The sequence below is a fragment of the Pseudomonas sp. WP18 genome (assembly GCF_036689585.1).
Lineage (GTDB): Bacteria > Pseudomonadota > Gammaproteobacteria > Pseudomonadales > Pseudomonadaceae > Aquipseudomonas > Aquipseudomonas chlororaphis_E.
Genome location: NZ_CP144758.1, coordinates 2,338,882 through 2,362,089, shown reverse-complemented (window position 1 = coordinate 2,362,089; position 23,208 = coordinate 2,338,882). Strand labels below are relative to the sequence as shown.

Sequence of the window (23,208 nt, the reverse complement as noted above, 5' to 3'; positions counted from 1 at the left end):
TGTACAGGATTGCCTGGAGTGCCGTATGTCAGCCTACCTGCAGCAATTCGCCGAGGACTTTGCCAGTCTCACGGGAGACAACCTCGATGCACTGGAAAAGCTGTACAGCGAAGACATCATCTTCCGTGATCCCCTGCATCAGATCCAGGGCCTGAAGGACCTGCGAGCCTACTTCACCGAGCTGTACGCCAACGCCCACGACATCCGCTATGCCTTCACCAGCGCCGACGAAGTCCAGCCTGGGCAAGGTTACCTGCGCTGGACGCTGCAGTTCCGTCATCCACGCCTGGCCCGCGGCGAGCAGATCACCCTGCAAGGCTGCAGTCATTTGCAGTGGAGCGACCGGGTCCATTTCCACCAGGATTATTTCGACGCCGGCGCCCTGCTCTATGAACACATCCCGGTCATGGGCGGCGCCATCCGCTGGCTCAAGGGCCGGCTGGCATGAGCCGTTGCTGGCTGACCGGCGCCAGCAGCGGCATCGGGGCCGCGCTCGCGCAACACCTGCTGGAGCAAGGCCATCAGGTGGCATTGGGCGGTCGCCACGCAGATAGCCTCGCACCTCTGGCGGAGCGGTTTCCCGGCCAGGTATTGCTGGCCATCGGCGACCTCGACGACCCGGAGCAAGTGACCGGGATCGCCGCCCGGATCCAGCTTGCCTGGGGAGCGCTGGACATGGCGATCCTCAATGCCGGCACCTGCGAGTACCTGGAACCGGGCCATTTCGACCCCGCCGTGGTCGAGCGAGTGATGCGCACCAATCTCATGGGGGTCAGCCACTGCCTGGCGGCCGCCCTGCCCTTGCTGCGCAATGGCCAGCGACCCCACCTGGTGGTGATGGGCAGTTCGGTGACCTGGCTGGCCTTGCCCCGCGCCGGTGCCTACGGCGCGTCCAAGGCGGCCGTGCGCTATCTGGTGGAGTCGCAGCGTATCGACCTGGCCAGCGAGGGCATCGACGTCACCCTGGTCAGCCCCGGCTTCGTCGACACGCCACTGACCCGTCGCAACGACTTCCCCATGCCGCAACTGTGGTCGGCGCAGCGCGCCGCACGGCATATCGCCAAGCGTCTGCCCCGACGGCCGCTGGAGATCAACTTCCCCGGCATTTTCACCCTGGTGTTGCGCCTGCTCGGGGCCATGCCCGCGTGCCTGCGCCTGAAGCTGGGCCAACGCCTGGCCCGCCATGAACAGGATTGACGATCGATGCGTATAGCAATCATCGGCAGCGGCATCGCGGGCCTGACCTGCGCCCACCTGCTGTCACGCAAACACGAAGTGACGGTGTTCGAGGCCGCCGAATGGATTGGCGGTCACACCCACACCGTCGATGTGGCCTGGCGTGGCGAGCACTATGCCATCGACACCGGCTTCATTGTCTTCAACGACTGGACCTATCCGAACTTCATCCGCTTGCTCGATCAGCTCAAGGTCGCCTCACGGCCGACCGAGATGAGCTTCTCGGTGCATAACCCGCTCACCGGCCTGGAATACAACGGTCACGACCTGAACACGTTGTTCGCCCAGCGTCGCAACCTGGTGTCGCCGGGATTCTGGGGAATGCTGCGCGATATCCTGCGCTTCAATCGTCAGGCGCTCGCCGACCTGGACGAGCAGCGTATCGACGCCAGCATCACGCTGGGCAGCTACCTGCAAGCGCAGGGCTACGGCCAGCGCTTCATCGAGCACTACATCGTGCCGATGGGCGCGGCGATCTGGTCGATGTCCCCCGCGGATATGCTCGACTTTCCCCTGCAGTTCTTCGTGCGCTTTTGCCGCAACCACGGCTTGCTATCGGTGAATCAGCGTCCGCAATGGCGGGTCATCGAAGGCGGCTCGCGCAGTTACATCGCGCCGTTGTGCCAACCGTTCGCGCAACGTATCCGGCTCAACTGCAAGGTTCACCGGGTCAGCCGCGACGAAGGCGGCGTAACGCTGACCAGCGCCGCCGGCCCGGAACGCTTCGACAGCGTGGTGTTCGCCTGCCACAGCGACCAGGCCCTGGCGCTGCTGGAAGCGCCCAGCCCGCAAGAACGCGCCGTACTGGGCGCCATCCGCTACGCCGACAATGACGTCGTGCTGCACACCGACAGCCGCCTGCTGCCGCGCCGCAGGAGGGCCTGGGCCAGCTGGAACTATCGCCTCGGCGGCAGCGACCAGGCCCCGGCGGCCGTGACCTACAACATGAACATCCTGCAAGGTATCCAGGCATCGGAGACCTTCTGTGTAAGCCTCAACCAGACAGCGCTGGTGGACCCGGCAAAGATCATCGCCCGCTTCCAGTACGCCCATCCGCAGTACAGCCTGGCCGCATCGGCTGCGCAAGCGGACCACGCGCAACTGCAAGGCCAGCAATTGAGTTACTACTGCGGGGCCTATTGGGGCAACGGCTTTCACGAGGACGGGGTGGTCAGCGCGCTGAAGGTGGCTGAGCATTTCGGAGAAACATTGTGAACAGCAGCCTTTGCCTGGGCTGGATCAGCCACCGTCGCCTGTCGCCACGGCGCCATGCCTTCCGCTACCGGATCGGCCTGTTCTACCTGGACCTGGACGAGCAAGCCTGGCTGCTCGGCCTGTCGCGCTGGCTGGGGCGCTGGCGCCTGGCACCGCTGAGCTGGCGCGAGAGCGACTACCTGCCGGCGCGGACCCGTCAAGGCGAGTCACTGGCCCAGGCCGCCCGCCTGCTGGTCGGACAGGCCACGGGACAAACGCCCGAGGGCCCGGTCCACCTGCTCACGCAGTTGCGTTGCTGGGGCCTGTCGTTCAACCCGGTGAGTTTCTATTTCTGCCACAACCGCGACGGGCGCCTGGCGGCGATCCTGCTCGAAGTGCGCAACACGCCGTGGCGTGAGCGATTCCACTACGTGCTGCCGGTGCAAGACGACCTCGCCAAACCGTTCGCCGTGGCCAAAGCCTTCCATGTGTCGCCGTTCATGCCGATGGACATGGACTATCGCCTGCGATTCGCCCTGGACGAACAGCACGTGCGCATCCACATGGAGAACTGGCAAGGCACCGACAGGGTTTTCGAGGCCGACCTCGCCTTGCGCCGCCAGCCGCTGGATCGAAAGGCGTTGCATCGATACATCCTGGCGTTCCCCTGGATGAGCCTGCGCACTGTCTCGGCCATTTACTGGCAAGCCTTGCGCTTGTTGTTCAAGCGCACCCCAATCCATGACCACACGACCCGCCCGGGCGACCTGGCGCTCGGCCAACCTTGCGAGAACCCCGACCATGTCCAATTCCACCCTGAGCGTTAGCAAGTCCACGGGCCTGGCGCCTTTGCTCGGCGGGCTGGCCCGCACCGCCGTGCTCGCTCAACTGGGCAAGCTGCGCCACGGTCACCTGCGGCTGCTCAGCCATGGGCGGCAATGGAACTTCGGTGATGCCGCCAGCCCGTTGCAGGCCGAAGTGGAGATCCTCGACGACACCACCTGGAGCATGATCGCCGGCAACGGCTCGATCGGCGCGGGCGAGGCCTATATCCACGGCTTCTGGCGCAGCCCGGACCTGGCCTTGGTGACCCGCCTGTTCGTCGCCAACCTGGACGTGCTCGATGCCCTTGAAGGCGGCCTGGCGCGCCTGGGCCGCCCGGCGCTGCGACTGCTGCATCGGTTGAACCGCAACAGCCGACGCGGTTCCCGGCGCAACATCCTGGCCCACTACGACCTGGGCAATGCCTTGTTCGAGCGGCTGCTGGACCCGACCATGATGTACTCCGCCGCCCAGTTCGAGCACGCCGGGCAAACACTGGAACAAGCCCAGTTGCACAAGCTGGAAAACATCTGCCAGAAGCTTGAACTGCGCCCCGACGATCATCTGCTGGAGATCGGCTGCGGCTGGGGCAGCCTGGCAATCCACGCGGCCATTCGGCACGGTTGCCGGGTCACCACCACGACCCTTTCCGAAGCGCAGTACGCCTATACCGTGCAGCGCGTGCAGGCCCTGGGGCTGGAGCAGCGCGTGACGGTGCTGCGCGAAGACTACCGCGACCTCAAGGGCACCTTCGACAAGCTCGTCTCGATCGAAATGATCGAGGCTGTCGGCCACCGCTACCTGCCGGTGTATTTCCGCCAATGCGCGGCACTGCTCAAACCCGAGGGCCTCATGCTGTTGCAGGCGATCACCATCCGAGACCAGCGCTATGCCCAGGCACGGCGCTCGGTGGACTTCATCCAACGCTACATCTTCCCCGGCGGCGCCCTGCCCTCGCTGAGCGTGATGCTCGACACCGCCAGCCGTCACACCGCCCTCAACCTCGTGCACCTGGAGGATTTCGGCCTGGACTACGCCCGCACCCTGGAACATTGGCGCGATAACTTGCGACAGGCGCGTACCGAACTGACGACGCTGGGCTACGACGATACGTTCCAGCGTCTGTGGGAGTTCTACCTGTGTTATTGCCAGGGCGGTTTCCAGGAGCGCGCCATTGGCGTGGCGCACCTGCTCTGGGCCGCGCCCCAGGCACGGCGTGCAGCCTTGCCCGGGCAGGCTTGATGCCCAGGCGATGGCTGGTCGCCAATGCCCTCTGGTTGCAGGTCGGCTGGTGGATCTGCGTACTAGGGGCTCAGCATCCCTGGCTGTTGTTGCTGGTGCCCGTCGGCCTGGCCCTGCATCTGTGGCTGTGTCCGGACTTCAATGGCGAGATAAAGGCCCTGCTGCGCACCGCCCTGGTCGGTTGTGCGCTGGATAGCCTGCTAGGGGCGTTGAACGTATTCCGCTTCGATAACTGGCCGCTGCCCCTGTGGCTGGCGCTGTTGTGGCTGGTCCTGGCCAGCGGCTTGCGCCACAGCCTGGCCTGGACCGGCCGGCCCGTCTGGCGCGCGGCGATGCTCGGCGCAGTGGGAGGTCCGTTGGCCTACCTGGGCGGCGCCAGGGTGGCGCAGGTCGAGCTGCCGCTGGGCGTCATGGAAACGGGCCTGCTGTTGAGCGCGGTCTGGGCATTGGCCTTTCCCCTGCTTGTGCGCCTCGCGGCGTGGCGCTGACCCACGGCCTAGCTACCACTGGCTAGCCAGCGTCAACGGCAGCCGCAAGGGCGTGATGGGGCCGTCACGCTGCCCACACATTTCATCATGCACCACATGCTGCACCAACGTGCACGGCACGGGTGGCAGATCGATCAGCAACTGGCGCAGCTCGGTGGATGAACGCAATCGAACAGGCTGGCCCTGGGCATCGCTCAGGGTGACCGGACCGGTACCGGTCATGGCGCGCAGGAGGTAGAAGCCGCCTTCCAGCGACAGCAACTCAAGCGCTTCGACTTCACCGGCCGTGACTCGCTCAGTGAGTTGACTCAAATTCATGGCGTGCCCTCCGGCAAGCGGCGGAAGAACAAGGTGATCTGGCCGATCTCCACCCCCAGTTTGCTCATGCTCGAACGGTTGATCAGGGTGTCTTCATCCATCAGGTACATCCAGTCGTCCAGGTCCACTTCCCAATGCCGTCCTTCCACGGGCAAGTCCAATCGGTAACGCCAACGCAGTGCGTTACCGGCCACTTCGCCCCGGGCCTCGCCGATCACATCCCCGGCGGTTCCGCGCCAACGACCCGGGCCGTCCGGCACAATCGTCCAGGTACGCTGCTGTCGCGTGCCGTCGCTGTAGAGGAAGTGTTCATCGAGGATCAGACGCTCGCCTTCACGGCGACTGTCGATGCGAACGTGGAAGCGCTTGACCACTTCTCCGGACCGCTTCTGGAACATCCCCCAGGCCTGCACCGGTCGCGAGAAGAACGCCGCCAGGTCCAAGCGCGGTTGTTCCCCGGCATAGTGCTCGACGCCGACATTGCCGCAACTGCCGAGAAACAGACAGGCCACCAGCAAAAGTGCTTTGTACATGTTCAGGTCCCTCGGTCGTTGTCCGCCAGGCCTAGCAGGCGCTGGCGCAATTGTGGGTCGCGGGCCCGCGGATCCAGCCAGATGGCGAAGAACGCCCGGGCAAACACCGGGTCGGCTACTTCATGGCTGAGCTTGCCGTCCACGTAGAAGCGGCAACCCTTGCCCGGCAGGTACAGGCCAGTGATGCGCATGCCGGGGCGCACGTCCACGAATGCGGCCTGCATCGCCTGGGTCCAGGCCTCAACGGATTGGGCTGTCACGCTGTCGGGGCCTAGCCGCTGCATTTCCTCGAGGCTGGCCTGCACCAGCGTTTCCCGGGATATCGATCGGTGATAAAGCAACTCCAGCGCGAAGGGCTGGTTCCAATCCTGTACCGGGCCGGCGGTCCACAACCGGGCGGTATACAGGCGCAGGCCGAACCAGGTGAAATCGCCCTCCCCCAGCCGTTGCGCGGTGGGCAGCGTCGTTCGCCAGTCTGCGGCGGCCGAGGCCATCACCGTCAGCATCAGGCAAAGGCAGGCCCAACGAACAGAGTGCGCCATGGAGAACCTGTAGAATACGAAAATATCTGTACAAGATTAGTTTCTTGTACAGATAAATTCAAACTTTGTATAGATTATGCACAGTCCCTGGTGAGGAGTTTTCATGCTGTACGTAGTCATGCTCGGCGGTCGTCACCCCCGAGCCAGCATCGAAGTACACGACGTGGTGTTCGCCCAAGCGGACTCACTCGAACAGGCGTACCCCCAACTGCGCCAGGCGTGGTTCGGCAGCCGTCAGGGTTTGCATATCGATTCCTGGCTGGAAATCGACGGCATCGACACCTACCGCGTCGAATTCAGCTCGATGGCCCCAGGCCCCGACGAACCCAAGCTGTTTTTCATCAACCTGGGTGGCTACGAGCGCGAAGTGTTTGGTGAAGCCCACCGCTACCTGCTGGTAGTGGCCCGAGACAAGACCCAGGCCAAGCAATTGGGCAAGCGCCGCATGCCGGCGGATTGGCTCAAGGCCCACACCGACGCCGTGCTCCAGGTGGACGATTGCCTGCCGGTGGACTGGGTAAACGGCCACTACGTCCATCTGGTCACGGGGGCTCACAAGGGGATGGGTCAATACAGCGACTACTGCCTGATCTGAGGCGCCGGTTTGCGCGCTCGGTAGACGTTGAAAGGCCACGGGCGCTTTCGCAGATTTTCCAAAAACAGAAAACCATCCTGCGTTTTCTGGCGTTCTCTTCCGAAAATGAAGCGTCTAGCTTAGTCCGTGACACCAGGAACGCACGGCAAGCGCGCCTGGTGACCGACCATCAATGAAGGACGCGCAGCGTGCTCATCGGCTCGATCACACTGCCGCGTCTTGAGGAGAACGCGATGAAATACAAGACCCTGGGCAACACCGGCCTGCTTGTCTCTCAACTGTGCCTTGGCACCATGACGTTCAGCGACGGCAGCGGTATTTATAAACACATCGGCGATGTCGGCCAATCCGCGGCGGACGAACTGGTCAAGGCAAGTATCGATGCCGGCATCAATTTCTTCGACACGGCCGATGTCTACTCCGGGGGCGCGAGTGAGCAAACCCTCGGCCAGTCGCTCAAAAACCTTGGCATCGCGCGCAACGAAGTCGTGCTGGCGACAAAAGTGTACAGCCGCATGGGCCCCGGCCGGAACGATGTCGGCGCCTCGCGCGGACATATCATGGACGCTGTCGAAGCGAGCCTGCGGCGGCTGCAGACCGACCACATCGATCTCTACCAGATCCACGCCACCGACAACGTGACGCCCTTGGAGGAAACCCTGCGCGCACTGGACGACCTGGTCCGGCAGGGCAAAGTCCGTTACCTGGGCGTGTCCAACTGGCAGGCCTGGCGGATTGCAACGGCGCTGGGCATTTCTGCGCGCCTGAACCTCGATCGGTTCCATACGCTGCAAGGTTACTACTCGATCGCCGGGCGTGACCTGGAGCGCGAACTCAAGCCACTGCTGGAAGCGGAGAACATGGGTTTGCTGGTCTGGAGCCCCCTGGCCGGCGGCCTGCTGTCCGGCAAATTCAGCCGTGAGAACCAGGCACCGGAAGATTCGCGGCGTGCATCGTTCGACTTTCCGATTGTGGACAAGGCGCGCGCCTGGAACGTGATCGACGTCCTCAAGCCCATCGCCCAGGCCCATGGCTGCAGCCCGGCCCGCATCGCCTTGGCCTGGCTGCTGTCGAAACCCGTCGTCACCTCGGTGCTCGTCGGCGCGAAACGACTCAGCCAGCTCGAGGACAACGTCGCCGCTGTCGACATTGTGCTGAGTGACGATGAAATCGCCCGGCTCGACGCGGTCAGCGAACTACCGCCCGAGTACCCCGGCTGGATGCTTGAGACACAGGCGGCGGATCGCCTGGGGCCCGTCGACCTGTGGGCCGGCAAGACCTCCCCGACATCATGACGGTCCAGTGCCCTCCAGGCCCTTTCAAAAGACGGAAAGGCAGGGGTCGGCGCCCACCATATGCTCAGCGATAAAATCTGCGACGGCTCGAACACGGGCAGAGGCAGCGAGGTCTGCGTGAGTCACCAGCCAGACCTCGGCACTGAACATCTGCTCGGGTGGGACGACGCGGATGAAATCTTCCTTGGCGACCAGAAAGTCAGGGATCACCGCCAGGCCGAGTCCAGCTCGCACCGCAGCGATCTGGGTCGGCAGACTGCTCGTCACCAGCGCGACCTTGCAACGCGGGTGCTCACGCATGAGCCAGGCCGCGGCCGGCATGAACCCGTGGCTGTCGTCCCAGGTAATGAAATGCCGCCCGCCCAAAGGCTCGCCTTCGATACAGGGGTGACGCGCAAGGTAATCCCGACTGCCGTAGACCGAGTAGGTCATGTGGCCCACCCGCCTGACCTTCAGATTGCCCCGAGTGGGCCGAACGACGCGCAGCGCAATGTCCGCTTCGCGTCGGCCAAGCTCGGCCGTGACGGTGCTGGTGATGATTTCCAGGCAGATACCCGGGTAGCGCTCCCGGAACGCCGGGAGCGCGGGAATGACAAGGTCCGTTGCAAGGTTCTCCGATGTCGCGAGCCGCACGGTCCCGGCGGGCTTGTCGTCCCTGCCTGCGACGCCGAGTTCCAGGGCCATGACCCGGTCTTCGACGAGCTCGGCATGCCGAAGCACCTCACGGCCGTCATCGGTCAGGAAATAGCCCGTCGGGTGACGTTGAAACAGCGTCATGCCGATGGCCTTTTCAAGTTCGATGACGCGCCGGCCAACGGTGGACTGGCTGACCCTGAGATCCGAGGACGCTTGGGTCAGGCTTCCAGTTCGCGCCACGGCGAGAAAATACCTCAGGTCGTTCCAGTCCATGCTCATCTGTCATTTCGCCAGGGTCCCGTGCCCATCATTCGTTGATTTCCATGTCGCCGGCAACAGAAATCATCACCTTGCGGCTAACGCCATGTCGCCATGTCAACGAAGGCCGACAGGTCGCGATTGAGGCGCAGGCATCAGCATTCGAAATTCGAATGCTACCCATGAAACTTATTCGCTTTTCTGAAGCCAATGGTTGCTTTCACAATAGCGCCCGATCGCGGTCCGACTTGAGGTGAAGTGTGTTAAGTGTCGAAGCAGGCTCCGTGAGCCTGGACAGGAACCTGGTATGGAGTGGCTTCAAGCAGCTGTTACCGATTTCCCTGTTCGTGATTGTCTTTGCCGTTGCCTTCGGCCTTGCCGCTGCGCAAACCGGCCTGGACGCAACGTCAACCTTGCTGATGAGCACGCTGGTATTCGCCGGCGCCGCGCAATTTGCCGTGCTTGACCTGTGGGGGCCGCACGTTCCGGTGCTGCCGCTGGTGGTGACGGTATTCGCGATCAATGCCCGGCATCTGCTGATGGGGGCCACGTTGTATCCCTGGCTGCGGGAACTGCCCCGGGCCCGGCGCTATGGCGTGATGCTGGTGGTCTCGGACGCCAACTGGGCGATGTCCATGCAGGCGTTCAGCAACCGCAAGCCAGGCCTGGGCCTGCTGTTTGGCGGTGGCCTGGCGCTGTGGTCGGCCTGGGCGCTCGGCAGTTGGCTGGGGTTGAAGTTCGGCAGCGTCATCCAGGACCCGGTGAGCCTCGGCCTGGACATGGTCATGGGCTGCTTTCTGCTCGCCATGGTACTCGGAGGCCAAAAGAACCTGCGCATGCTGATCATCTGGAGCGTGGCCGCCGGTGCGTCGTTGCTGGCGTACAGGTACCTGCCTGAAAACGCCCACGTGGTCACCGGGGCATTGGCCGGTGGTGTGCTGGGCGCGGTCTGGACGGAGAAAAAACATGAGCATTGAGACCTCAGGCTACGGCACATTCCTCATCATCCTGATCATGGCCGTGGTGACCCTCGCGACGCGTTGGGGCGGCGTGTTGGTGATGTCATTCGTCCCGATCAACTACCGGGTGCAGCAGTTCATCAACGCCATGTCCGGCTCGGTACTGGTGGCGGTGCTCACGCCGCTGGCGGTCACCGGTGACAACGGTGCGCGGCTGGCCCTGCTGACGACCGCCGTCATGATGCTGACCCTGCGCAAGCCGCTTCCAGCAATTGCCGCCGGGATCCTGATGGCGGCTTTATCCAGGCAATTCTAGGTTTGTCTTGTACTATGCCCGTCTCCAACCACCTATGAATGAGACCAATGGACCTGCACTCAATCCTGGCCTTTATCCTGGTCGCCGCGATTGCCATCGCAAGCCCCGGCCCTGCGACCGTGATGGCGATCAATAACAGCCTGGCCTACGGGCCGCGGTACGCGGTTTGGTCTTCGCTGGGCAATGCCTGCGGGCTGTTCTGCCTGTCGGCGGCGGCGATGTCCGGCCTGGGTGCCCTGCTTGCCAGCTCCGAATGGATGTTCAACGCGGTGAAGGTCCTGGGTGCCGGTTATCTGTTCTACCTGGGCGCCAGGCAGTTGCTCACTCGACAGCCGATCCTCGCCCAGCAGATCCAGCCAGACGGGACAGTCCAAGCCCCGTCGCGCAAAAAGCTCTACAAGTCGGCGTTCCTGACCGCTGCCACCAACCCCAAGGCGACGATGTTCTTCACCGCCCTCTTCCCACAATTTATCGACCAGGGCGCAGCGCTGTTGCCGCAATTCCTGTTGCTCACCTCGATATTCATGGGGTTGTCGTTGGTGTCACTGAGTCTGTACGCAGCCGCTGCGGCCCAGGTCAAAGGCCTGCTGACCCGTCCAGCGTTCTCCATATGGATCAGCCGGCTGGTGGGCTCGACGTTCATCGGTTTTGGCGCCGCCATCCTTGCGATGCGTCGGCCTGTTTCCTGAAGGGCCTTGGGCGACTCTTCCGTGGCTTCGTCCGACATGCGCAACTTGTCACGCGGGTGGAAAATCCTCATAACACTTAGGCAAGTAACCCCAGATCCTCAACACATCGCCACGCACTTCGAATTCGAATCCAATCCGTGCGACCACTGCCGATAGTTCGTCGGTGTGGTCGATGGTTGTCCGGGCCAGCAGCCGTCCCCGGAACGGGCCTTCTTGCGTCAGGCCGATGTCGAACCATTCGACGCAGGCGAATGGAAACGGCAAATGGTAGAACCATTCCACATCCCACCCCGAGATGTAGCCGGAGACTGACTTGTACCGCCAGGACGGGCACCATCCCTCGCGCTGGCGGAAATGGCTGATCAGTTCATCCCACTTGGTGTTGTTTGACGCACTCGCCAGGTTTCTTGCAGCCACGGCGGCGCTGATCTTCTTGCGCATCGCCTCGTCGTGGCCAATGCCGGCTGTTGGCAGTTCGTTCATGCGCGGTCCACCTGTCAGCTACTCCACATACCGCAACCAAAGGTGCGTACGCCCGTTGATCGCCGCCATGACCCGAGCAATCACCGTTTCGCGGTCTTCGTCACGGGTGTTGTACAACGCACAGAAATCCGCCGCCACCGCAAGGGCCTCCTCTGGGGCGGGCGGTTCTGCGCGCAGGTAGCCGAGATAGGATGCCCCCACCCCGATCAATTCATAACCATGAGTCAGCGCAAAATGGCGGGCCACCGCGAAGTTCTGCGCGGGGTCCAGGTCGCAAGTGAAGTAGCCGTTGGGGAAAGCGGCGAGCGCCTGGTAACTCTGTTCAACCGGCACCACGAGTGCCGAGAGCGGCTGGTCGAGCAATGACACCGGGTCTTGCTGATACGCCTCCCACTCTTGCAGGGCTGTTGTGTCGAGGGTCAGGCCGTGGGCGCAGGCGTCCTGGAATGACGTGGCCGCGACCAGGTTCATGAAATTGCGATAGCCGATGGCGAATTCGGCCTTGGTCGTGGGATACCCCAGGTACTCGCCGTTTTCAAAGCATTCGGGCGGCAACCCGGCGATGTCCTGCTCGGATGCACTATCCAGCCCCAGGTTGTCCCGTGCATGCCCGCAGGTGTAGCAGGCCTGGTGCAGGTCATCAAGCGAAAGCAATGGCTTGGTACCTGGGTGACGGGCCGCGATGTGCTGATAAGCGCCGTGCACGTCATCGAAGCTGGAGATGCCGCTGACGCTGTATTCATCGCAGGTGCCTGCGGACGGATTATGAGGCATTGCGTGACCGCGAAACTGGATGTCCATCGAAGGGTTACCTGCTCCATAGAAGTCATGAGGCGAGCGACTGAGCTCGGATCGCTCGCCATCGTTGCACCGCTCCTCGCCACAATCAAATGGTGGCAGCTCTTATGCAGCGAGTCAGATTTGCGCCAGGCCGCCGTCGACCGCGAGTTCGCCAGCGGTCATGAAGCTGCTGTCCTGAGAGGCAAGAAAGGCCGCCGCCGCGCCAAGCTCGGCCGGATCAGCCATGCGCTGGAGCGGGTTCATCGAGGCGAAGACCTTCATGCCCTCCTCGCCCAGCGCCTGCTTGGCGAGTTCGGTCGCCGTCGGCCCGGGCGACAGCACGTTCACCCGGATGCCGGTGCCCTTCAGGTCCAGCGCCCAAGTCCGCGCGAGGTTGCGCACTGCCGCCTTGCTGGCGCTGTAGGCACTGAAGCCCGGCGCCCCCGTGGTACCGGCACTCGAACCGGTCAGGATGATCGAGCCACCCTGGCCCATCAGCGGTAGCGCCTTCTGGACCGTGAAGATCGCCCCCTTCACATTGGTCTCGAAGATTTCGTCAATGTGTTCGGCAGTGATTTCGCCAAGCACAAGCTGGCTTCCCGCCCCGGCGTTGGCGAAGACGATGTCGAGGGTCCCGCGCTCGGCCCTCACCGCCGCGTAAAGTCGGTCGAGGTCGGACAGGTCGGAAACCGAGCCCTTCACCGCACGGGCATTGGCCCCGAGTTCGGCCACGGCGGCATCGAGCGCCTCTTGCCGGCGACCGAAAATGAAGACAAAAGCCCCTTCCTCTATGAACCGTTTTGCCGCCGCAAGGCCGATCCCGGTAGCACCGCCGGTGATCACGGCGGTCTTTCCATTCAGTCTGGTCATATCATGCATCCCTCGTTGGCGTTTAACCCAAGCAGAAAATTGCTCGTTGAGCCCGAGGATGCCGCCCTGATAACCTAAGAACAAGTATGCACCTTTTGGTAAGTATCAAAATATGACCTTTTCTCCTGAAATCTGCGGTACCGGCTGCGGGCTCAACGCCACGTTGCGCATCATCTCGGGCAAGTGGAAACCGCTCGTCCTGTTTTTCCTGCGCGAGGGGCCGAAGCGTTATGGCGAGCTCAAGCGTTTGATCCCAGCCGTCAGCGACAAGGTGCTGATCCAGCAGTTGAAGGATCTGGAAGCCGACCGCGTGCTGGCACGGACCGACTACAAGGAAGTGCCGCCGCGCGTGGATTATGCGCTGACCCCGCTGGGGCGTAGCCTGGCCGAGGCGATCATCCCCCTGTGCACCTGGGGGACCGAGAACGCGGAGCAAATAGCCGGCATCTTTGCGGAGCGCGACGCTTTGCCATAGCACAAGCCAAACAGGCTCCTGCTGCGACTCCCGGTCAGTCGATCACAGCAGGACTAACCGTTCGTGGCTCGACGTTCCAGGCCATGGTGTGCAGGTGCGCCGCAAGGCGCACCTGCGGTTCAGACGCCCTTGGTGGACGGCAACAGGACCGTCAGCACACCCAGCAACGGCAAGTAGGAACACAGGGTGTAGACGTATTCGATACCGTGGATGTCGGCGAGGTAACCCAGCAGCGCGGCACCGATGCCGCCAAAGCCGAACATCAGGCCGAAGAACACGCCGGCAATCATGCCGACATTGCCCGGCACCAGTTCCTGGGCAAAAACCACGATGGCGGAGAACGCCGAGGCCAGGACGAAACCGATGATCATGCTCAGCACGCCGGTCCAGAACAGATCCACGTAGGGCAGTGCCAGGGTGAACGGCGCCACGCCCAGGATCGAGAACCAGATGACCTTCTTGCGGCCGATCCTATCGCCGATGGGGCCACCGAAGAAGGTGCCAGCGGCCACCGATCCCAGGAACAGGAACAGGTACAGCTGGGAACTGGTCACTGACAGCTGGAATTTTTCGATCAGGTAGAACGTGAAATAACTGGTGAAGCTGGCCATGTAGAAATACTTGGAGAACACCAGCAACGCCAGGACCACCAGGGCCGCGGTCACTCGCTGCCTGGACAGGCCGTGGGTCGCCTTGCCGCCCTGCTTGAGCTTGAACAGGTTGAGGTGGTTGCGATACCAGCGGCTCAGGCCGTACTGCACCAGGATCGCGAATGCCGCAAACAAGCCGAACCAGGCGACGTGGCCCTGGCCATAAGGGATCACGATGGCCGCGGCCAGCAGCGGGCCGAAGGCGCTGCCCGCGTTGCCGCCGACCTGGAAGGTCGACTGCGCCAGGCCATAGCGGCCGCCCGAAGCGAGGCGGGCCACGCGCGAGGTTTCCGGGTGGAAGGTCGACGAGCCAATGCCCACCAGCGCGGAGGCCAGGAGGATGGCACCGAAGCTGCCGACGAACGCCAGCATCAGAATGCCGATGAGGGTGCAGACCATCCCGGCGGGCAGCAGCCAGGGCTTGGGATGACGGTCGGTGTGATAGCCCACCCACGGTTGCAACAGCGAGGCCGTCAGCTGGAAGGTCAGTGTGATCAATCCCACCTGGGTGAAGGTCAGGCCGTAGTTGGCCTTCAGCATCGGATAGATGGAAGGCAGCACGGCCTGGATGAGGTCATTGATCAGGTGCGCAAGGGCGCAGGCACCGATGACCCGCATAACAAGCGGGCTCGTTTGATTGACGACGGAGGCCGTGGTCGAGGCTGTGGCGGTGGTGGACATGACAAAAGCTTCCAGGCGATGGGTCTGAAAAAAAACGTAGGCAGAAGGTGACAGCACTTTCTGACAGGCGCGGCATCATCCTAGAATCCACAAAAATGTCTGTCTCACTGGACAAGGGAATCAACCGTCGCAAAAAGGACATCATGATCAAACCGTTGAATGAAGCATTGCTCGAGATCGACGAAGGCGCCTGGACGATGATCGGGAGGGCGACCGATTACCCGGACAATTGGCTGATCGCCTCGCACTCCCATGAAAAGCACCAACTGATCTACGCTGTCGAAGGGGTGATGGTGGTGCACACGGCGTCCAGTCAGTGGACGGTGCCGTCGAATCGAGGGCTGTGGATGCCCTGCGGGCAGGTGCATTCGGTGCGCTGCGTCGGGCACGTGAAAATGCGCAGCCTGTTTGTCCGGCCCGATGCCGCCGCAGACCTGCCGACGGAAACGAAGGCGGTGAGCATTTCCGCCCTCTTGAGCGAATTGATCAAGGTTGCCGTGCACCTGCAACTCCCCTATGCCCCGAACACCCGAGCCGCCCGGGTGATGCAGCTGATTCTCGATGAACTCGCCCTGCTCCCCACCCTGCCCCTGCACTTGCCACAACCGGCGGACCGGCGCATCAAGAAGATCTGCGTCACGTTGCAAGGCGACCCCGCCGACGGCTCGACGCTGTCGGATTGGAGCGCCCGCCTGGGCCTTGACGAGAAGACCATCCAGCGGCTGTTCCGCAAGGAAACCGGCATTACTTTCGGGCAGTGGCGGCAGCAGGTGCGCCTGTTGCAGGCGGTCGAGCGCATGGCAATGGGCGAGAAGATCATCGACGTTGCGCTGGCGCTGGGCTACGAAAGCCCGAGTGCGTTCACCAACATGTTCCGCAAGCAGTTTGGCAAGACACCGAGCACGTTCTTCAAATAGAGCCGCGCGCTTCACGCTGCTGATATCATCCGCGCGCTTACACACCGAGTAGCCGTCATGAATCGTCGCAAGAAAATAAAGCAGTTGCTGCAGGCCCATGCGAAAAAGGCCAGCGCCAAACTGGCCCCGCAGAAACCCAAGTACATCAGCAAGGCGGATCGCCTGAAACTGGCGGCCGAGGCTGAACAAGCGCCGGAGGCGCCTGTCGAGCATTGAGGGGGTGCGCCACTTTCGCGAACAAGCTCGCGAAGGCGCCAGCACTTCCCACTTTCACCTGCCTGACACTCCGCCCGGCTTTGTAGCCTGCATCCCACTGGAGGCCCACGGCTTGAACTGCTGGCCATCCACCGGGCCGATGCCTCGTATAACCAACACAACCGTTCTCCCTGGTGCGCACCTGACCTACGCTGATTCGCGCGATCAACGAAGCCTGCGCTATCAAGGAGTTTCGACATGTTCAACAAAGTCCCCCTCCCGCTCGCGACACTGTTTACCACCCTGGTTCTGGCGGGGACGATCACCTCGGTAAATGCCGCCGCGACACCGGTCGCGGAGCCCTTACCCATCCACAAACCGCAGGTGGCAGGTGTCTACCGATTCCAGGTCGGCGCCTTCCAGATCACCGCCCTGAGCGACGGCACGCTGCCGCTGGACCTGCACCCGCTGCTGCGAGGCATCAGCGCCGAGAAGATCGATGCGTTGCTGAAAAAAGGCTTTATTCGCAACCCCGTCGAGACGTCGATCAACGCCTATGTGATCGACACCGGCCCACGGGTGCTGCTGGTGGATACCGGAGCCGGCGAGCTGTTTGGCCAGGTGGCGGGCAAGTTGCCCCAAAGCCTGGCGGCGGCCGGTTATAAACTGGAGGACATCAGCGACGTCCTGCTCACCCACATCCACGCGGATCACTCCGGCGGGCTGTCGCGCAACCGGCAGATGATGTTCCCCAATGCGACCGTCCACGTGGCCCAGGCCGACGTCGATTTCTTCCTCGACCCGGCCAATCTGACCAAAGGGCTCAAACCCCAGGACCTGGAGAAGAGCCAGAGGACCGTTGGGCCTTACGTCGATGCAGGCCGAGTCAAGACCTTCAGCGGCCCTACGACCCTGGTGCCCGGCATCACGGCGATCCCGACACCTGGCCATACCCCGGGCCACAGCGTCTACCGGGTCGAAAGCCAGGGTGAGAGCATCGATTTCTGGGGCGATCTCCTCCACGTCGGCCCGGTCCAGTTTGCCCGACCTGACGTGACGGTCACTTTCGACGTCGACCAGAACCGCGCACGCGCCCAGCGCCAACAGCAGTTCAAGGCCTCGGCCAACGAGGCGCGCCTGTCGGCGGCCGCGCACTTGCCGTTCCCGGGGATAGGCCACCTTCGCGCGCAAGCCGGGCACTATGAATGGGTGCCGGCCGACTATCGCAACCGTGACTGAGACGGGCGAGCAAGCCCGGGCCGCCCTGTACAGACCACTGCCTGGTTTGATTTGATGCCCGTACAGCCGCCTGCCTGAAGGCGCTGATCGGGAGATCATGATGAACTACACGGATTTCGACGCGGCACTGCTGCTGACGCTCAAGGCGCTGCTGGAGGAACGCAACGTCACCCGGGCCGCCGCCCGCTTGGGCATCAGCCAACCGGCCCTGTCAGCGCGGCTGGCACGCTTGCGAGACATCCTCGCCGACCCGCTGTTCGTGCCGGCGGCAAACGGCCGAGGCGTCGTGCCCACGCCCCGGGCGCAAGCGCTGGAGCAAGACTTGCGGCAGGTACTCGAAGGCCTCAAACGCCTGGCCAGTGAACCCGATGCATTCGATCCGGCCACAACGACCCGCACCTTCGTCATCGCGTTATTCGAAACGCCGGCAGCGCTCCTCGCACCGGCGCTTTGCGCCGGCCTGGCGCGAGAGGCCAAGCACGCCAAGCTGGCTTTCGTTCAGCCTGCGCACGATGTGTTCGAGCGCCTGGAGCAAGGGCAGATCGACCTGCTGATCACCGTGCCGCAGGCCCTGCGTGACGATGTCATGCAGCGCGCCCTCTGGGAGGACGGTTTCCTGACCGCCCAGCGCAAAAGCCACCCACGGGGAACCGGCCCGCTCGATCTCGACGTTTTTTGCGCCCTCGACCACGTGCTCGTCTCTTCCGAAGGCGGACGCTTCGCAGGTGTGGTCGACGATGCACTGGTGGAGCTGAACCGCGTGCGCAACGTGGCGTTTTCCATTCAAAGCTATGCCCTCGCGCCCTCGTTGATTGCGGCAACGGATGCGGTGTGCACCCTGCCCGCGCGTTTCCTTGCCCAGTACCGCGACCGCCTGGACCTGTTCGAGCCCCCCATCGAACTGGCGACCCTGCGCCTGTCGCTGGCCTGGCATCCGCGCAACAACAAGGATGCCGGGCACCAATGGCTGCGCCGCCAAGTTTACCTGGCGGCGCAGGTGGAGCCTGCCTAGCAGGTCTCAGCGCCTCTTTCCCATCAGGTTCGCACCCACCCAGCGGAGCGAAGCCCAGCTATCGGTCAAGCGCATAGTTGCTATCAATACCCGCACCGTTCTCGACATCGGCGTCCCTCTCTAATCTGCACACCAAGCGATCGACAACGGTCGCAACCAGACAGACCAACCCCTTAGGAGAGAGACCATGAACACACTGAACCGCACCCTGGCCGTCGCCACCTTGGCACTGGCCTCCCTCGGCGCCGAAGCCGCCACCCCGTCCCAGGCCACCGCCCCGGTGTCCGCGGTCGGCAGCGTGATCCAGTCCGCCAGCTACATCACCACAAAAGATGGCGTGCAGCTGTACTACAAGGACTGGGGCCCACGTGATGGCCAGGTCGTGACGTTCAGCCACGGCTGGCCGCTGGACTCCGACAGCTGGGAAGCGCAGATGATGTTCCTCGCCTCCAAGGGCTACCGCGTGATTGCCCACGACCGTCGCGGCCACGGTCGCTCCAGCCAGCCTTGGGAAGGCAACGACATGGATCACTACGCCGATGACCTGGCAGCCGTGATCGAAGCTTTGGACCTGAAGGACGTGACCCTGGTCGGTTTCTCCACGGGCGGCGGTGAAGTGGCGCGCTACATTGGTCGCCACGGCACCGGACGCGTGAAGAAAGCCGTGTTGGTGTCCTCCGTGCCGCCGTTGATGCTCAAGACCGACACCAACCCCGGCGGCCTGCCCATCGAGGTGTTCGACGGCCTGCGCAAAGCGTCCCTGGAGAACCGCTCGCAGCTGTACCTGGACATCGCCTCGGGGCCGTTCTATGGCTACAACCGCAAGGGCGCCAAACCGTCCCAAGGCCTGATCCAGTCGTTCTGGGCGCAAGGCATGCAAGGTGGCAGCAAGAACACCTACGATTCGATCGCGGCGTTCTCGGCCACCGATTTCCGCGCCGACCTGAAGAAGTTCGACGTGCCGACCCTGGTGATCCACGGTGACGACGACCAGATCGTCCCCATCGACGCCTCGGGCAAAGCCTCGGCCGCACTGATCAAGGGCGCCCGACTGATTGTCTACGCCGGGGCCCCTCATGGCCTGACCGAGACCCACAAGGATCGCCTGAACCAGGACTTGTTGAAGTTTCTTCAGCAATAACGCTGCGCAAGCCACTCGCTTCCCCAGGGATAGCCCGCAACCAGGCAGTCCATGGGGGAGCGAGCTTGCTCGCGAAGGCGGTGGATCAAGCCATGTTGCAGCGCCTGACCTACCGCCTTCGCGAGCAAGCTCACTCCCACAGGTGAAGTGAACAGGCACGGTCATCGATTCGTGTGAACCTAGTCTGCGCCCGGCCCTCGGATATGGAAGACGGAGCAAGGGTGACCCACATGGCAATGGAAGATACGTTACTGCGCCAACGCAAGGTGCTGGCCGAACTCGGTGAGCTGGCGCTGGTGTCGGACGACCTGGAGCACATCCTCGACGAGGCGTGCCGTCTGGTGGGCGATGCACTCGAAACCCACATGGCGAAATTCATGCTGCTGGAAGAGGACGGGCTCACGCTGACCGTGCGCAACGGAGTCGGTTGGGCCCCGGGCGTGGTGGGCCAGGTCCGGGTGCAGGCGCTGGACGGCACCCCCGAACGCCACTCGCTGGACACCGGCAGTGCGGTGATTTCCACGGACATCGCCACCGAAACCCGTTTTCGCTATCACGACTTCCAGATCCAGAACGGCGTCCAGGCTTTCGTCAACGTGCTGGTCCATGGCGCCACCGAAGCGCGACCGTTCGGGATCTTCGAGGTCGACTGTCGCCATCCACGACAGTTTACCCAGAGCGATATCGATTTTTTGCGCGGCTACGCCAACCTGATCGGGGCGGCCTTGAAGCGCTCCGTGACCTTGCACGCCATGCGCCTGACCGAGGCAAAGCTGCGCGAGAGTGAAAGGCACTACCGGATCGCGGCCGAGCTCAACCCACTCTGGCCCTGGACGGCCACCAGCGATGGCGCGCTGCTGTCGCTGGATCCGCGCTGGTACGACTACACCGCCCGGACCCCGGAGCAGACGCTGGGGCGCCAATGGTTGAACGCCGCGCACCCCGACGACAAGCTCACCATCGCCCGGGCGTGGAACCAGTCCCTGGCGAGCCTGCAACCCTTCGACGCGCAGATTCGCCTGCGCCGGCACACCGGCGAATACCGCTGGTTCAGGGTCCGGGCGTTGTGCAGCCTCGACGCTGCCGGGCACTGCGAACAATGGTATGGCACCGTCGAAGACATCAACGAGCGGGTGCAGCTGGAAGCCGCATTGCGAGACTGGAACGACCAGCTCGAAGCACGCATCGCCCAGCGTACCGGGCAATTGGAGGCCGAACAGCACGAGCGCGCCCTGGCCGAGTCGAAGCTGCGGCAAAGCCAGAAAATGGAAGCGGTCGGCCAGCTCACCGGCGGCATCGCCCACGACTTCAACAACCTGCTGGCAGGCATCACGGGCAGCCTGGAGCTGATGCAGCGGCGCATCGACAACCAGCAGTACGCCGAGCTGTCGCGCTACAACGCCGTTGCCTTGACCTCGGCGACCCGGGCCGCCGCCCTCACCCAGCGGCTGCTGGCCTTTTCCCGGCAGCAATCGCTGCAACCGGCCGTCCTCGAACCGCGCAAGGTGGTGGCCGGCCTGGAAGAAATGATCCGCCGCTCCGTGGGGCCGAACATCGTTGTGGAGTGTTCGTTCCGCAACAACGACCCGATCAAGTGCGACCCGAACGAACTGGAGAATGCCCTGCTCAACCTGGCGATCAACGCCCGGGACGCCATGCCCGAAGGCGGTGTCCTCAAGCTCGACGTCCACCGCTACGTGATCGAGGAAAACGGCGCCGACGCAAAACTGTTGCCGCCGGGGCCGTATGTAGCGATCGCGGTCTCGGACTCGGGAACGGGCATCAGTGCCGACATCCTGTCCCGGGTGTTCGACCCTTTCTTCACGACCAAGCGCCTGGGCGAGGGATCGGGGCTGGGCCTGTCGATGATCTACGGATTTGCCCAGCAGTCCGCAGGGCACGTCAGGATCCAGAGCAATGTCGGCGAAGGTACGACGGTGACGATGTATTTCCCGGTGGCGCGCCGCGCCTCCCAACGCACGAAAACCGCCGCGCCCGACAGCGTGGCGCCGGTGCAACCCGGCGGCAACGAAACGATCCTTCTGGTGGACGACGAAGCGGCCATCCGGCAGATGGTCTCGGAGTACCTGGCGGAAACCGGTTATCGCGTCGTCGAGGCTCTGGACAGTGTCTCGGCCTTGCAGCAAGCCGAAAAAGCCGGGGCCATCGACCTGTTGCTGACCGACATCGGCCTGCCCGGCGCCATGAACGGCATCGGTCTCGCCGACGAATTGCGCAAGCGCGACCCGGGGCTGAAGGTGCTGTTCATCACCGGCTTCGCCGAGGGGGAAAGCCTGGTCAGCGCCAATGCGACGACCTGGATCATGACCAAGCCCTTCAGCCTGACCGACCTGGGGCGCCGGGTGCGCTCGCTGATCCAGTCGGCCAAGCGCTGACTCAATGGCGCAGCAGCTTGCGCAGCGGAATCTCGTCCTTGCGCACCGGAGACTTGATGACGATGTAGCTGAAGTACTTGGAGATGCCGATGTTGCGGTCCAACAGACTTTCCATCACGTCCTGGTAATCCTGGATGCTGCGGGTCATGAAGCGCACCAGGTAGTCGTAGCCGCCGCTGATCAGGTGGCATTCGAGCACTTCATCCACCAGGCGAATATTGGATTCGAACTTGGCGAAATCCTCGCGCTTGTGGTCGCTCAGGGTGACCTCGGTGAAGACCGTCACCGAATCGGTGATCTTGGCCAGGTTCAGATGGGCCTTGTAGCTGGAAATATAGCCCAGCGATTCCAGCCGCTTGACCCGTTGCAGACAGGGACTTGCCGACAGGCCAACGGCATCGGCCAGGCTGACGTTGGTCATGCGACCGTCTTTTTGAAGCTCTACCAAAATGCTGATGTCGATCCGGTCCAGTTTCGCTAAACCTTCCATCGCATACCTCTTGCCTGCCGTTTGTAAGACAATCTTCTAACAAAATCAGCGTCGTAAAGACAGCTGATGCTGAGCCACCAGGTCAGCCATGCTGTCGATGCAGTAGTCCGCGCTGCACGGCCGGGACGCTTTGTCGGGGTCGCGACAGATCAGGCAGGCCGCCCCGACGGCCAATGCACGGGCGCCCGGGCGGGTCACCCGCAGGACAGCCTCGGCGTCGAGGGCATTGGCCTGCAACCAGGCGTGATCCTGCAAGGGATCGCTGGCCAGGGAAATGAAATCTTCCGGCTCGATGCCCAGCCGCTCGCACAACACACCGCGATCTTCGGCATCCCGGTCTCCCTGCACCAGCAGGCGATAGAATTTGCGCAGGTAGAGCATCGCACCCGGCCCATCCTCGAACAACGACCAACTGGCGGCCGAGCGGGCGAAACTCATGCCCTCCTCCCAACTGACCTTGAGCCTCCAGCGTTCGGCCAGTTGACGGTGGGCAAAGCACAGCAGGCCACTGAAGCCCAGCTCGCCGAAACGCGGGTACAAGGCTTGCAACACCTCGTCGAACTCGGCCAACACCCGGGCCTTGTCCTGCGGCTCGCCACGCTGCTCCAACAGCGGCTGCAACGCCGTCCAGACACCGGAATCGCGGTCCACCAGAACCTCGTCGCAGTCGATCAACAACGCTCGATATTCAGTCAGCCTCATGGGTAAACCTCTGATGAGTCCCTAATGCCGTTCTTCCAAGGAATTGCGCCGAGT

General features: G+C 63.1%; 28 protein-coding genes. 18 read left to right on the top strand and 10 right to left on the bottom strand.

Features of this window, described 5'->3' with window-relative positions; genetic code table 11:
- The first annotated feature begins 25 nt into the window (after nt 1–25).
- The 6 genes from V5F23_RS10670 to V5F23_RS10645 are packed head-to-tail and all read left to right on the top strand — an operon-like array spanning nt 26 to nt 4,982.
- On the top strand, nt 26–448 hold the full coding sequence (locus V5F23_RS10670) for a nuclear transport factor 2 family protein (RefSeq protein WP_042728477.1): 423 nt from the start codon (nt 26–28) through the stop codon (nt 446–448).
- Nucleotides 445–1,197, top strand: coding sequence for an SDR family NAD(P)-dependent oxidoreductase (locus V5F23_RS10665; RefSeq protein WP_042728476.1), 753 nt, complete (start codon nt 445–447; stop codon nt 1,195–1,197). Before V5F23_RS10670 ends, V5F23_RS10665 begins: the two co-directional genes overlap by 4 nt.
- 6 nt (nt 1,198–1,203) lie before the next feature.
- On the top strand, nt 1,204–2,451 hold the full coding sequence (locus V5F23_RS10660) for an FAD-dependent oxidoreductase (protein ID WP_042728475.1): 1,248 nt from the start codon (nt 1,204–1,206) through the stop codon (nt 2,449–2,451).
- Nucleotides 2,448–3,257 (top strand): DUF1365 domain-containing protein, encoded by an 810-nt coding sequence (locus tag V5F23_RS10655; RefSeq protein ID WP_123578809.1) that lies wholly within the window; start codon nt 2,448–2,450, stop codon nt 3,255–3,257. The genes V5F23_RS10660 and V5F23_RS10655 overlap by 4 nt, the downstream gene beginning before the upstream one ends.
- Nucleotides 3,232–4,494 (top strand): cyclopropane-fatty-acyl-phospholipid synthase family protein, encoded by a 1,263-nt coding sequence (locus V5F23_RS10650; protein ID WP_042728473.1) that lies wholly within the window; start codon nt 3,232–3,234, stop codon nt 4,492–4,494. Before V5F23_RS10655 ends, V5F23_RS10650 begins: the two co-directional genes overlap by 26 nt.
- Nucleotides 4,494–4,982, top strand: a complete 489-nt coding sequence (locus V5F23_RS10645; protein WP_042728472.1) for a DUF2878 domain-containing protein — start codon at nt 4,494–4,496, stop codon at nt 4,980–4,982. The genes V5F23_RS10650 and V5F23_RS10645 overlap by 1 nt, the downstream gene beginning before the upstream one ends.
- A 12-nt stretch (nt 4,983–4,994) precedes the next feature.
- Here V5F23_RS10645 and V5F23_RS10640 read toward each other — a convergent pair whose 3' ends face one another.
- From V5F23_RS10640 to V5F23_RS10630, 3 genes are read right to left on the bottom strand one after another with little or no spacing between them, the layout of a single operon-like run.
- Nucleotides 4,995–5,300: a DUF6482 family protein gene (locus tag V5F23_RS10640; protein ID WP_042728471.1), complete on the bottom strand. Its 306-nt coding sequence runs from the start codon at nt 5,298–5,300 to the stop codon at nt 4,995–4,997.
- Entirely contained in the window at nt 5,297–5,833 is a 537-nt protein-coding gene (locus tag V5F23_RS10635) for a DUF3833 domain-containing protein (protein ID WP_042728470.1), read from the bottom strand. The genes V5F23_RS10640 and V5F23_RS10635 overlap by 4 nt, the downstream gene beginning before the upstream one ends.
- Before the next feature lie 2 nt (nt 5,834–5,835).
- Nucleotides 5,836–6,375: a chalcone isomerase family protein gene (locus tag V5F23_RS10630; RefSeq protein WP_042728469.1), complete on the bottom strand. Its 540-nt coding sequence runs from the start codon at nt 6,373–6,375 to the stop codon at nt 5,836–5,838.
- Nucleotides 6,376–6,478: 103 nt separating this feature from the next.
- On the opposite strand from V5F23_RS10630, the gene V5F23_RS10625 reads away from it, so the two are divergent.
- Complete coding sequence (locus V5F23_RS10625) at nt 6,479–6,970, top strand: DUF1543 domain-containing protein (RefSeq protein WP_042728468.1); 492 nt, start codon at nt 6,479–6,481, stop codon at nt 6,968–6,970.
- 233 nt (nt 6,971–7,203) lie between these two features.
- Nucleotides 7,204–8,265: an aldo/keto reductase gene (locus V5F23_RS10620; protein WP_042728467.1), complete on the top strand. Its 1,062-nt coding sequence runs from the start codon at nt 7,204–7,206 to the stop codon at nt 8,263–8,265.
- A 24-nt stretch (nt 8,266–8,289) separates the two neighbouring features.
- On the opposite strand, the gene V5F23_RS10615 is transcribed toward V5F23_RS10620, so the two are convergent.
- A complete protein-coding gene (locus V5F23_RS10615) occupies nt 8,290–9,174 on the bottom strand; it encodes a LysR family transcriptional regulator (protein ID WP_042728498.1) in 885 nt (294 codons plus the stop codon).
- Nucleotides 9,175–9,419: 245 nt separating this feature from the next.
- Between V5F23_RS10615 and V5F23_RS10610 the strand changes: the two genes are divergently transcribed.
- From V5F23_RS10610 to V5F23_RS10600, 3 genes are read left to right on the top strand one after another with little or no spacing between them, the layout of a single operon-like run.
- Complete coding sequence (locus V5F23_RS10610) at nt 9,420–10,136, top strand: AzlC family ABC transporter permease (protein ID WP_042728466.1); 717 nt, start codon at nt 9,420–9,422, stop codon at nt 10,134–10,136.
- Nucleotides 10,126–10,434: an AzlD domain-containing protein gene (locus V5F23_RS10605; RefSeq protein WP_042728465.1), complete on the top strand. Its 309-nt coding sequence runs from the start codon at nt 10,126–10,128 to the stop codon at nt 10,432–10,434. Before V5F23_RS10610 ends, V5F23_RS10605 begins: the two co-directional genes overlap by 11 nt.
- 47 nt (nt 10,435–10,481) lie before the next feature.
- Nucleotides 10,482–11,123 carry a LysE family translocator gene (locus tag V5F23_RS10600; RefSeq protein WP_042728464.1) on the top strand — a complete coding sequence of 214 codons (642 nt, stop codon included), beginning with the start codon at nt 10,482–10,484 and terminating at the stop codon, nt 11,121–11,123.
- 48 nt (nt 11,124–11,171) lie between these two features.
- On the opposite strand, the gene V5F23_RS10595 is transcribed toward V5F23_RS10600, so the two are convergent.
- From V5F23_RS10595 to V5F23_RS10585, 3 genes are all read right to left on the bottom strand, one after another.
- Complete coding sequence (locus V5F23_RS10595) at nt 11,172–11,606, bottom strand: DUF6678 family protein (RefSeq protein ID WP_042728463.1); 435 nt, start codon at nt 11,604–11,606, stop codon at nt 11,172–11,174.
- A gap of 18 nt (nt 11,607–11,624) precedes the next feature.
- Nucleotides 11,625–12,380, bottom strand: coding sequence for a DUF4253 domain-containing protein (locus tag V5F23_RS10590; protein WP_080922018.1), 756 nt, complete (start codon nt 12,378–12,380; stop codon nt 11,625–11,627).
- A gap of 141 nt (nt 12,381–12,521) precedes the next feature.
- The gene (locus V5F23_RS10585; protein ID WP_042728461.1) at nt 12,522–13,256 is read right to left on the bottom strand and encodes an SDR family oxidoreductase; all 735 of its coding nucleotides are present in this window, start codon (nt 13,254–13,256) and stop codon (nt 12,522–12,524) included.
- A 112-nt stretch (nt 13,257–13,368) separates the two neighbouring features.
- Between V5F23_RS10585 and V5F23_RS10580 the strand changes: the two genes are divergently transcribed.
- On the top strand, nt 13,369–13,731 hold the full coding sequence (locus V5F23_RS10580; protein WP_042728460.1) for a helix-turn-helix domain-containing protein: 363 nt from the start codon (nt 13,369–13,371) through the stop codon (nt 13,729–13,731).
- Nucleotides 13,732–13,850: 119 nt separating this feature from the next.
- Here the strand turns inward: V5F23_RS10580 and V5F23_RS10575 are convergent, their stop codons facing one another.
- Entirely contained in the window at nt 13,851–15,062 is a 1,212-nt protein-coding gene (locus V5F23_RS10575; protein ID WP_042728459.1) for an MFS transporter, read from the bottom strand.
- Between the two features lie 95 nt (nt 15,063–15,157).
- Between V5F23_RS10575 and V5F23_RS10570 the strand changes: the two genes are divergently transcribed.
- From V5F23_RS10570 to V5F23_RS10545, 6 genes are all read left to right on the top strand, one after another.
- Nucleotides 15,158–15,979, top strand: a complete 822-nt coding sequence (locus V5F23_RS10570; protein ID WP_338474552.1) for a helix-turn-helix transcriptional regulator — start codon at nt 15,158–15,160, stop codon at nt 15,977–15,979.
- A gap of 57 nt (nt 15,980–16,036) precedes the next feature.
- A complete protein-coding gene (locus V5F23_RS10565; RefSeq protein ID WP_080964271.1) occupies nt 16,037–16,195 on the top strand; it encodes a DUF2986 domain-containing protein in 159 nt (52 codons plus the stop codon).
- 237 nt (nt 16,196–16,432) lie between these two features.
- Complete coding sequence (locus tag V5F23_RS10560) at nt 16,433–17,413, top strand: MBL fold metallo-hydrolase (protein WP_338498331.1); 981 nt, start codon at nt 16,433–16,435, stop codon at nt 17,411–17,413.
- A 100-nt stretch (nt 17,414–17,513) separates the two neighbouring features.
- Entirely contained in the window at nt 17,514–18,425 is a 912-nt protein-coding gene (locus V5F23_RS10555; RefSeq protein ID WP_338498329.1) for a LysR family transcriptional regulator, read from the top strand.
- Between the two features lie 187 nt (nt 18,426–18,612).
- Nucleotides 18,613–19,566: an alpha/beta hydrolase gene (locus V5F23_RS10550; protein WP_042730595.1), complete on the top strand. Its 954-nt coding sequence runs from the start codon at nt 18,613–18,615 to the stop codon at nt 19,564–19,566.
- Nucleotides 19,567–19,796: 230 nt separating this feature from the next.
- Complete coding sequence (locus tag V5F23_RS10545) at nt 19,797–21,962, top strand: ATP-binding protein (RefSeq protein WP_047735655.1); 2,166 nt, start codon at nt 19,797–19,799, stop codon at nt 21,960–21,962.
- A 1-nt stretch (nt 21,963) separates the two neighbouring features.
- On the opposite strand, the gene V5F23_RS10540 is transcribed toward V5F23_RS10545, so the two are convergent.
- The gene (locus tag V5F23_RS10540; protein WP_042730597.1) at nt 21,964–22,452 is read right to left on the bottom strand and encodes an Lrp/AsnC family transcriptional regulator; all 489 of its coding nucleotides are present in this window, start codon (nt 22,450–22,452) and stop codon (nt 21,964–21,966) included.
- Between the two features lie 45 nt (nt 22,453–22,497).
- Entirely contained in the window at nt 22,498–23,154 is a 657-nt protein-coding gene (locus V5F23_RS10535) for a 2-haloalkanoic acid dehalogenase (RefSeq protein ID WP_042730598.1), read from the bottom strand.
- Between the last annotated feature and the right edge of the window lie 54 nt (nt 23,155–23,208).

Coding starts and splice junctions, on each gene's coding strand:
- V5F23_RS10670 (WP_042728477.1), top strand. CDS start 26: ATGTCAGCCTACCTGCAGCAATTCGCCGAGGACTTTGCCAGTCTCACG.
- V5F23_RS10665 (WP_042728476.1), top strand. CDS start 445: ATGAGCCGTTGCTGGCTGACCGGCGCCAGCAGCGGCATCGGGGCCGCG.
- V5F23_RS10660 (WP_042728475.1), top strand. CDS start 1,204: ATGCGTATAGCAATCATCGGCAGCGGCATCGCGGGCCTGACCTGCGCC.
- V5F23_RS10650 (WP_042728473.1), top strand. CDS start 3,232: ATGTCCAATTCCACCCTGAGCGTTAGCAAGTCCACGGGCCTGGCGCCT.
- V5F23_RS10645 (WP_042728472.1), top strand. CDS start 4,494: ATGCCCAGGCGATGGCTGGTCGCCAATGCCCTCTGGTTGCAGGTCGGC.
- V5F23_RS10640 (WP_042728471.1), bottom strand. CDS start 5,300: ATGAATTTGAGTCAACTCACTGAGCGAGTCACGGCCGGTGAAGTCGAA.
- V5F23_RS10635 (WP_042728470.1), bottom strand. CDS start 5,833: ATGTACAAAGCACTTTTGCTGGTGGCCTGTCTGTTTCTCGGCAGTTGC.
- V5F23_RS10630 (WP_042728469.1), bottom strand. CDS start 6,375: ATGGCGCACTCTGTTCGTTGGGCCTGCCTTTGCCTGATGCTGACGGTG.
- V5F23_RS10625 (WP_042728468.1), top strand. CDS start 6,479: ATGCTGTACGTAGTCATGCTCGGCGGTCGTCACCCCCGAGCCAGCATC.
- V5F23_RS10620 (WP_042728467.1), top strand. CDS start 7,204: ATGAAATACAAGACCCTGGGCAACACCGGCCTGCTTGTCTCTCAACTG.
- V5F23_RS10615 (WP_042728498.1), bottom strand. CDS start 9,174: ATGGACTGGAACGACCTGAGGTATTTTCTCGCCGTGGCGCGAACTGGA.
- V5F23_RS10605 (WP_042728465.1), top strand. CDS start 10,126: ATGAGCATTGAGACCTCAGGCTACGGCACATTCCTCATCATCCTGATC.
- V5F23_RS10600 (WP_042728464.1), top strand. CDS start 10,482: ATGGACCTGCACTCAATCCTGGCCTTTATCCTGGTCGCCGCGATTGCC.
- V5F23_RS10595 (WP_042728463.1), bottom strand. CDS start 11,606: ATGAACGAACTGCCAACAGCCGGCATTGGCCACGACGAGGCGATGCGC.
- V5F23_RS10590 (WP_080922018.1), bottom strand. CDS start 12,380: ATGCCTCATAATCCGTCCGCAGGCACCTGCGATGAATACAGCGTCAGC.
- V5F23_RS10585 (WP_042728461.1), bottom strand. CDS start 13,256: ATGACCAGACTGAATGGAAAGACCGCCGTGATCACCGGCGGTGCTACC.
- V5F23_RS10580 (WP_042728460.1), top strand. CDS start 13,369: ATGACCTTTTCTCCTGAAATCTGCGGTACCGGCTGCGGGCTCAACGCC.
- V5F23_RS10575 (WP_042728459.1), bottom strand. CDS start 15,062: ATGTCCACCACCGCCACAGCCTCGACCACGGCCTCCGTCGTCAATCAA.
- V5F23_RS10570 (WP_338474552.1), top strand. CDS start 15,158: ATGTCTGTCTCACTGGACAAGGGAATCAACCGTCGCAAAAAGGACATC.
- V5F23_RS10565 (WP_080964271.1), top strand. CDS start 16,037: ATGAATCGTCGCAAGAAAATAAAGCAGTTGCTGCAGGCCCATGCGAAA.
- V5F23_RS10560 (WP_338498331.1), top strand. CDS start 16,433: ATGTTCAACAAAGTCCCCCTCCCGCTCGCGACACTGTTTACCACCCTG.
- V5F23_RS10555 (WP_338498329.1), top strand. CDS start 17,514: ATGAACTACACGGATTTCGACGCGGCACTGCTGCTGACGCTCAAGGCG.
- V5F23_RS10550 (WP_042730595.1), top strand. CDS start 18,613: ATGAACACACTGAACCGCACCCTGGCCGTCGCCACCTTGGCACTGGCC.
- V5F23_RS10545 (WP_047735655.1), top strand. CDS start 19,797: ATGGCAATGGAAGATACGTTACTGCGCCAACGCAAGGTGCTGGCCGAA.
- V5F23_RS10540 (WP_042730597.1), bottom strand. CDS start 22,452: ATGGAAGGTTTAGCGAAACTGGACCGGATCGACATCAGCATTTTGGTA.
- V5F23_RS10535 (WP_042730598.1), bottom strand. CDS start 23,154: ATGAGGCTGACTGAATATCGAGCGTTGTTGATCGACTGCGACGAGGTT.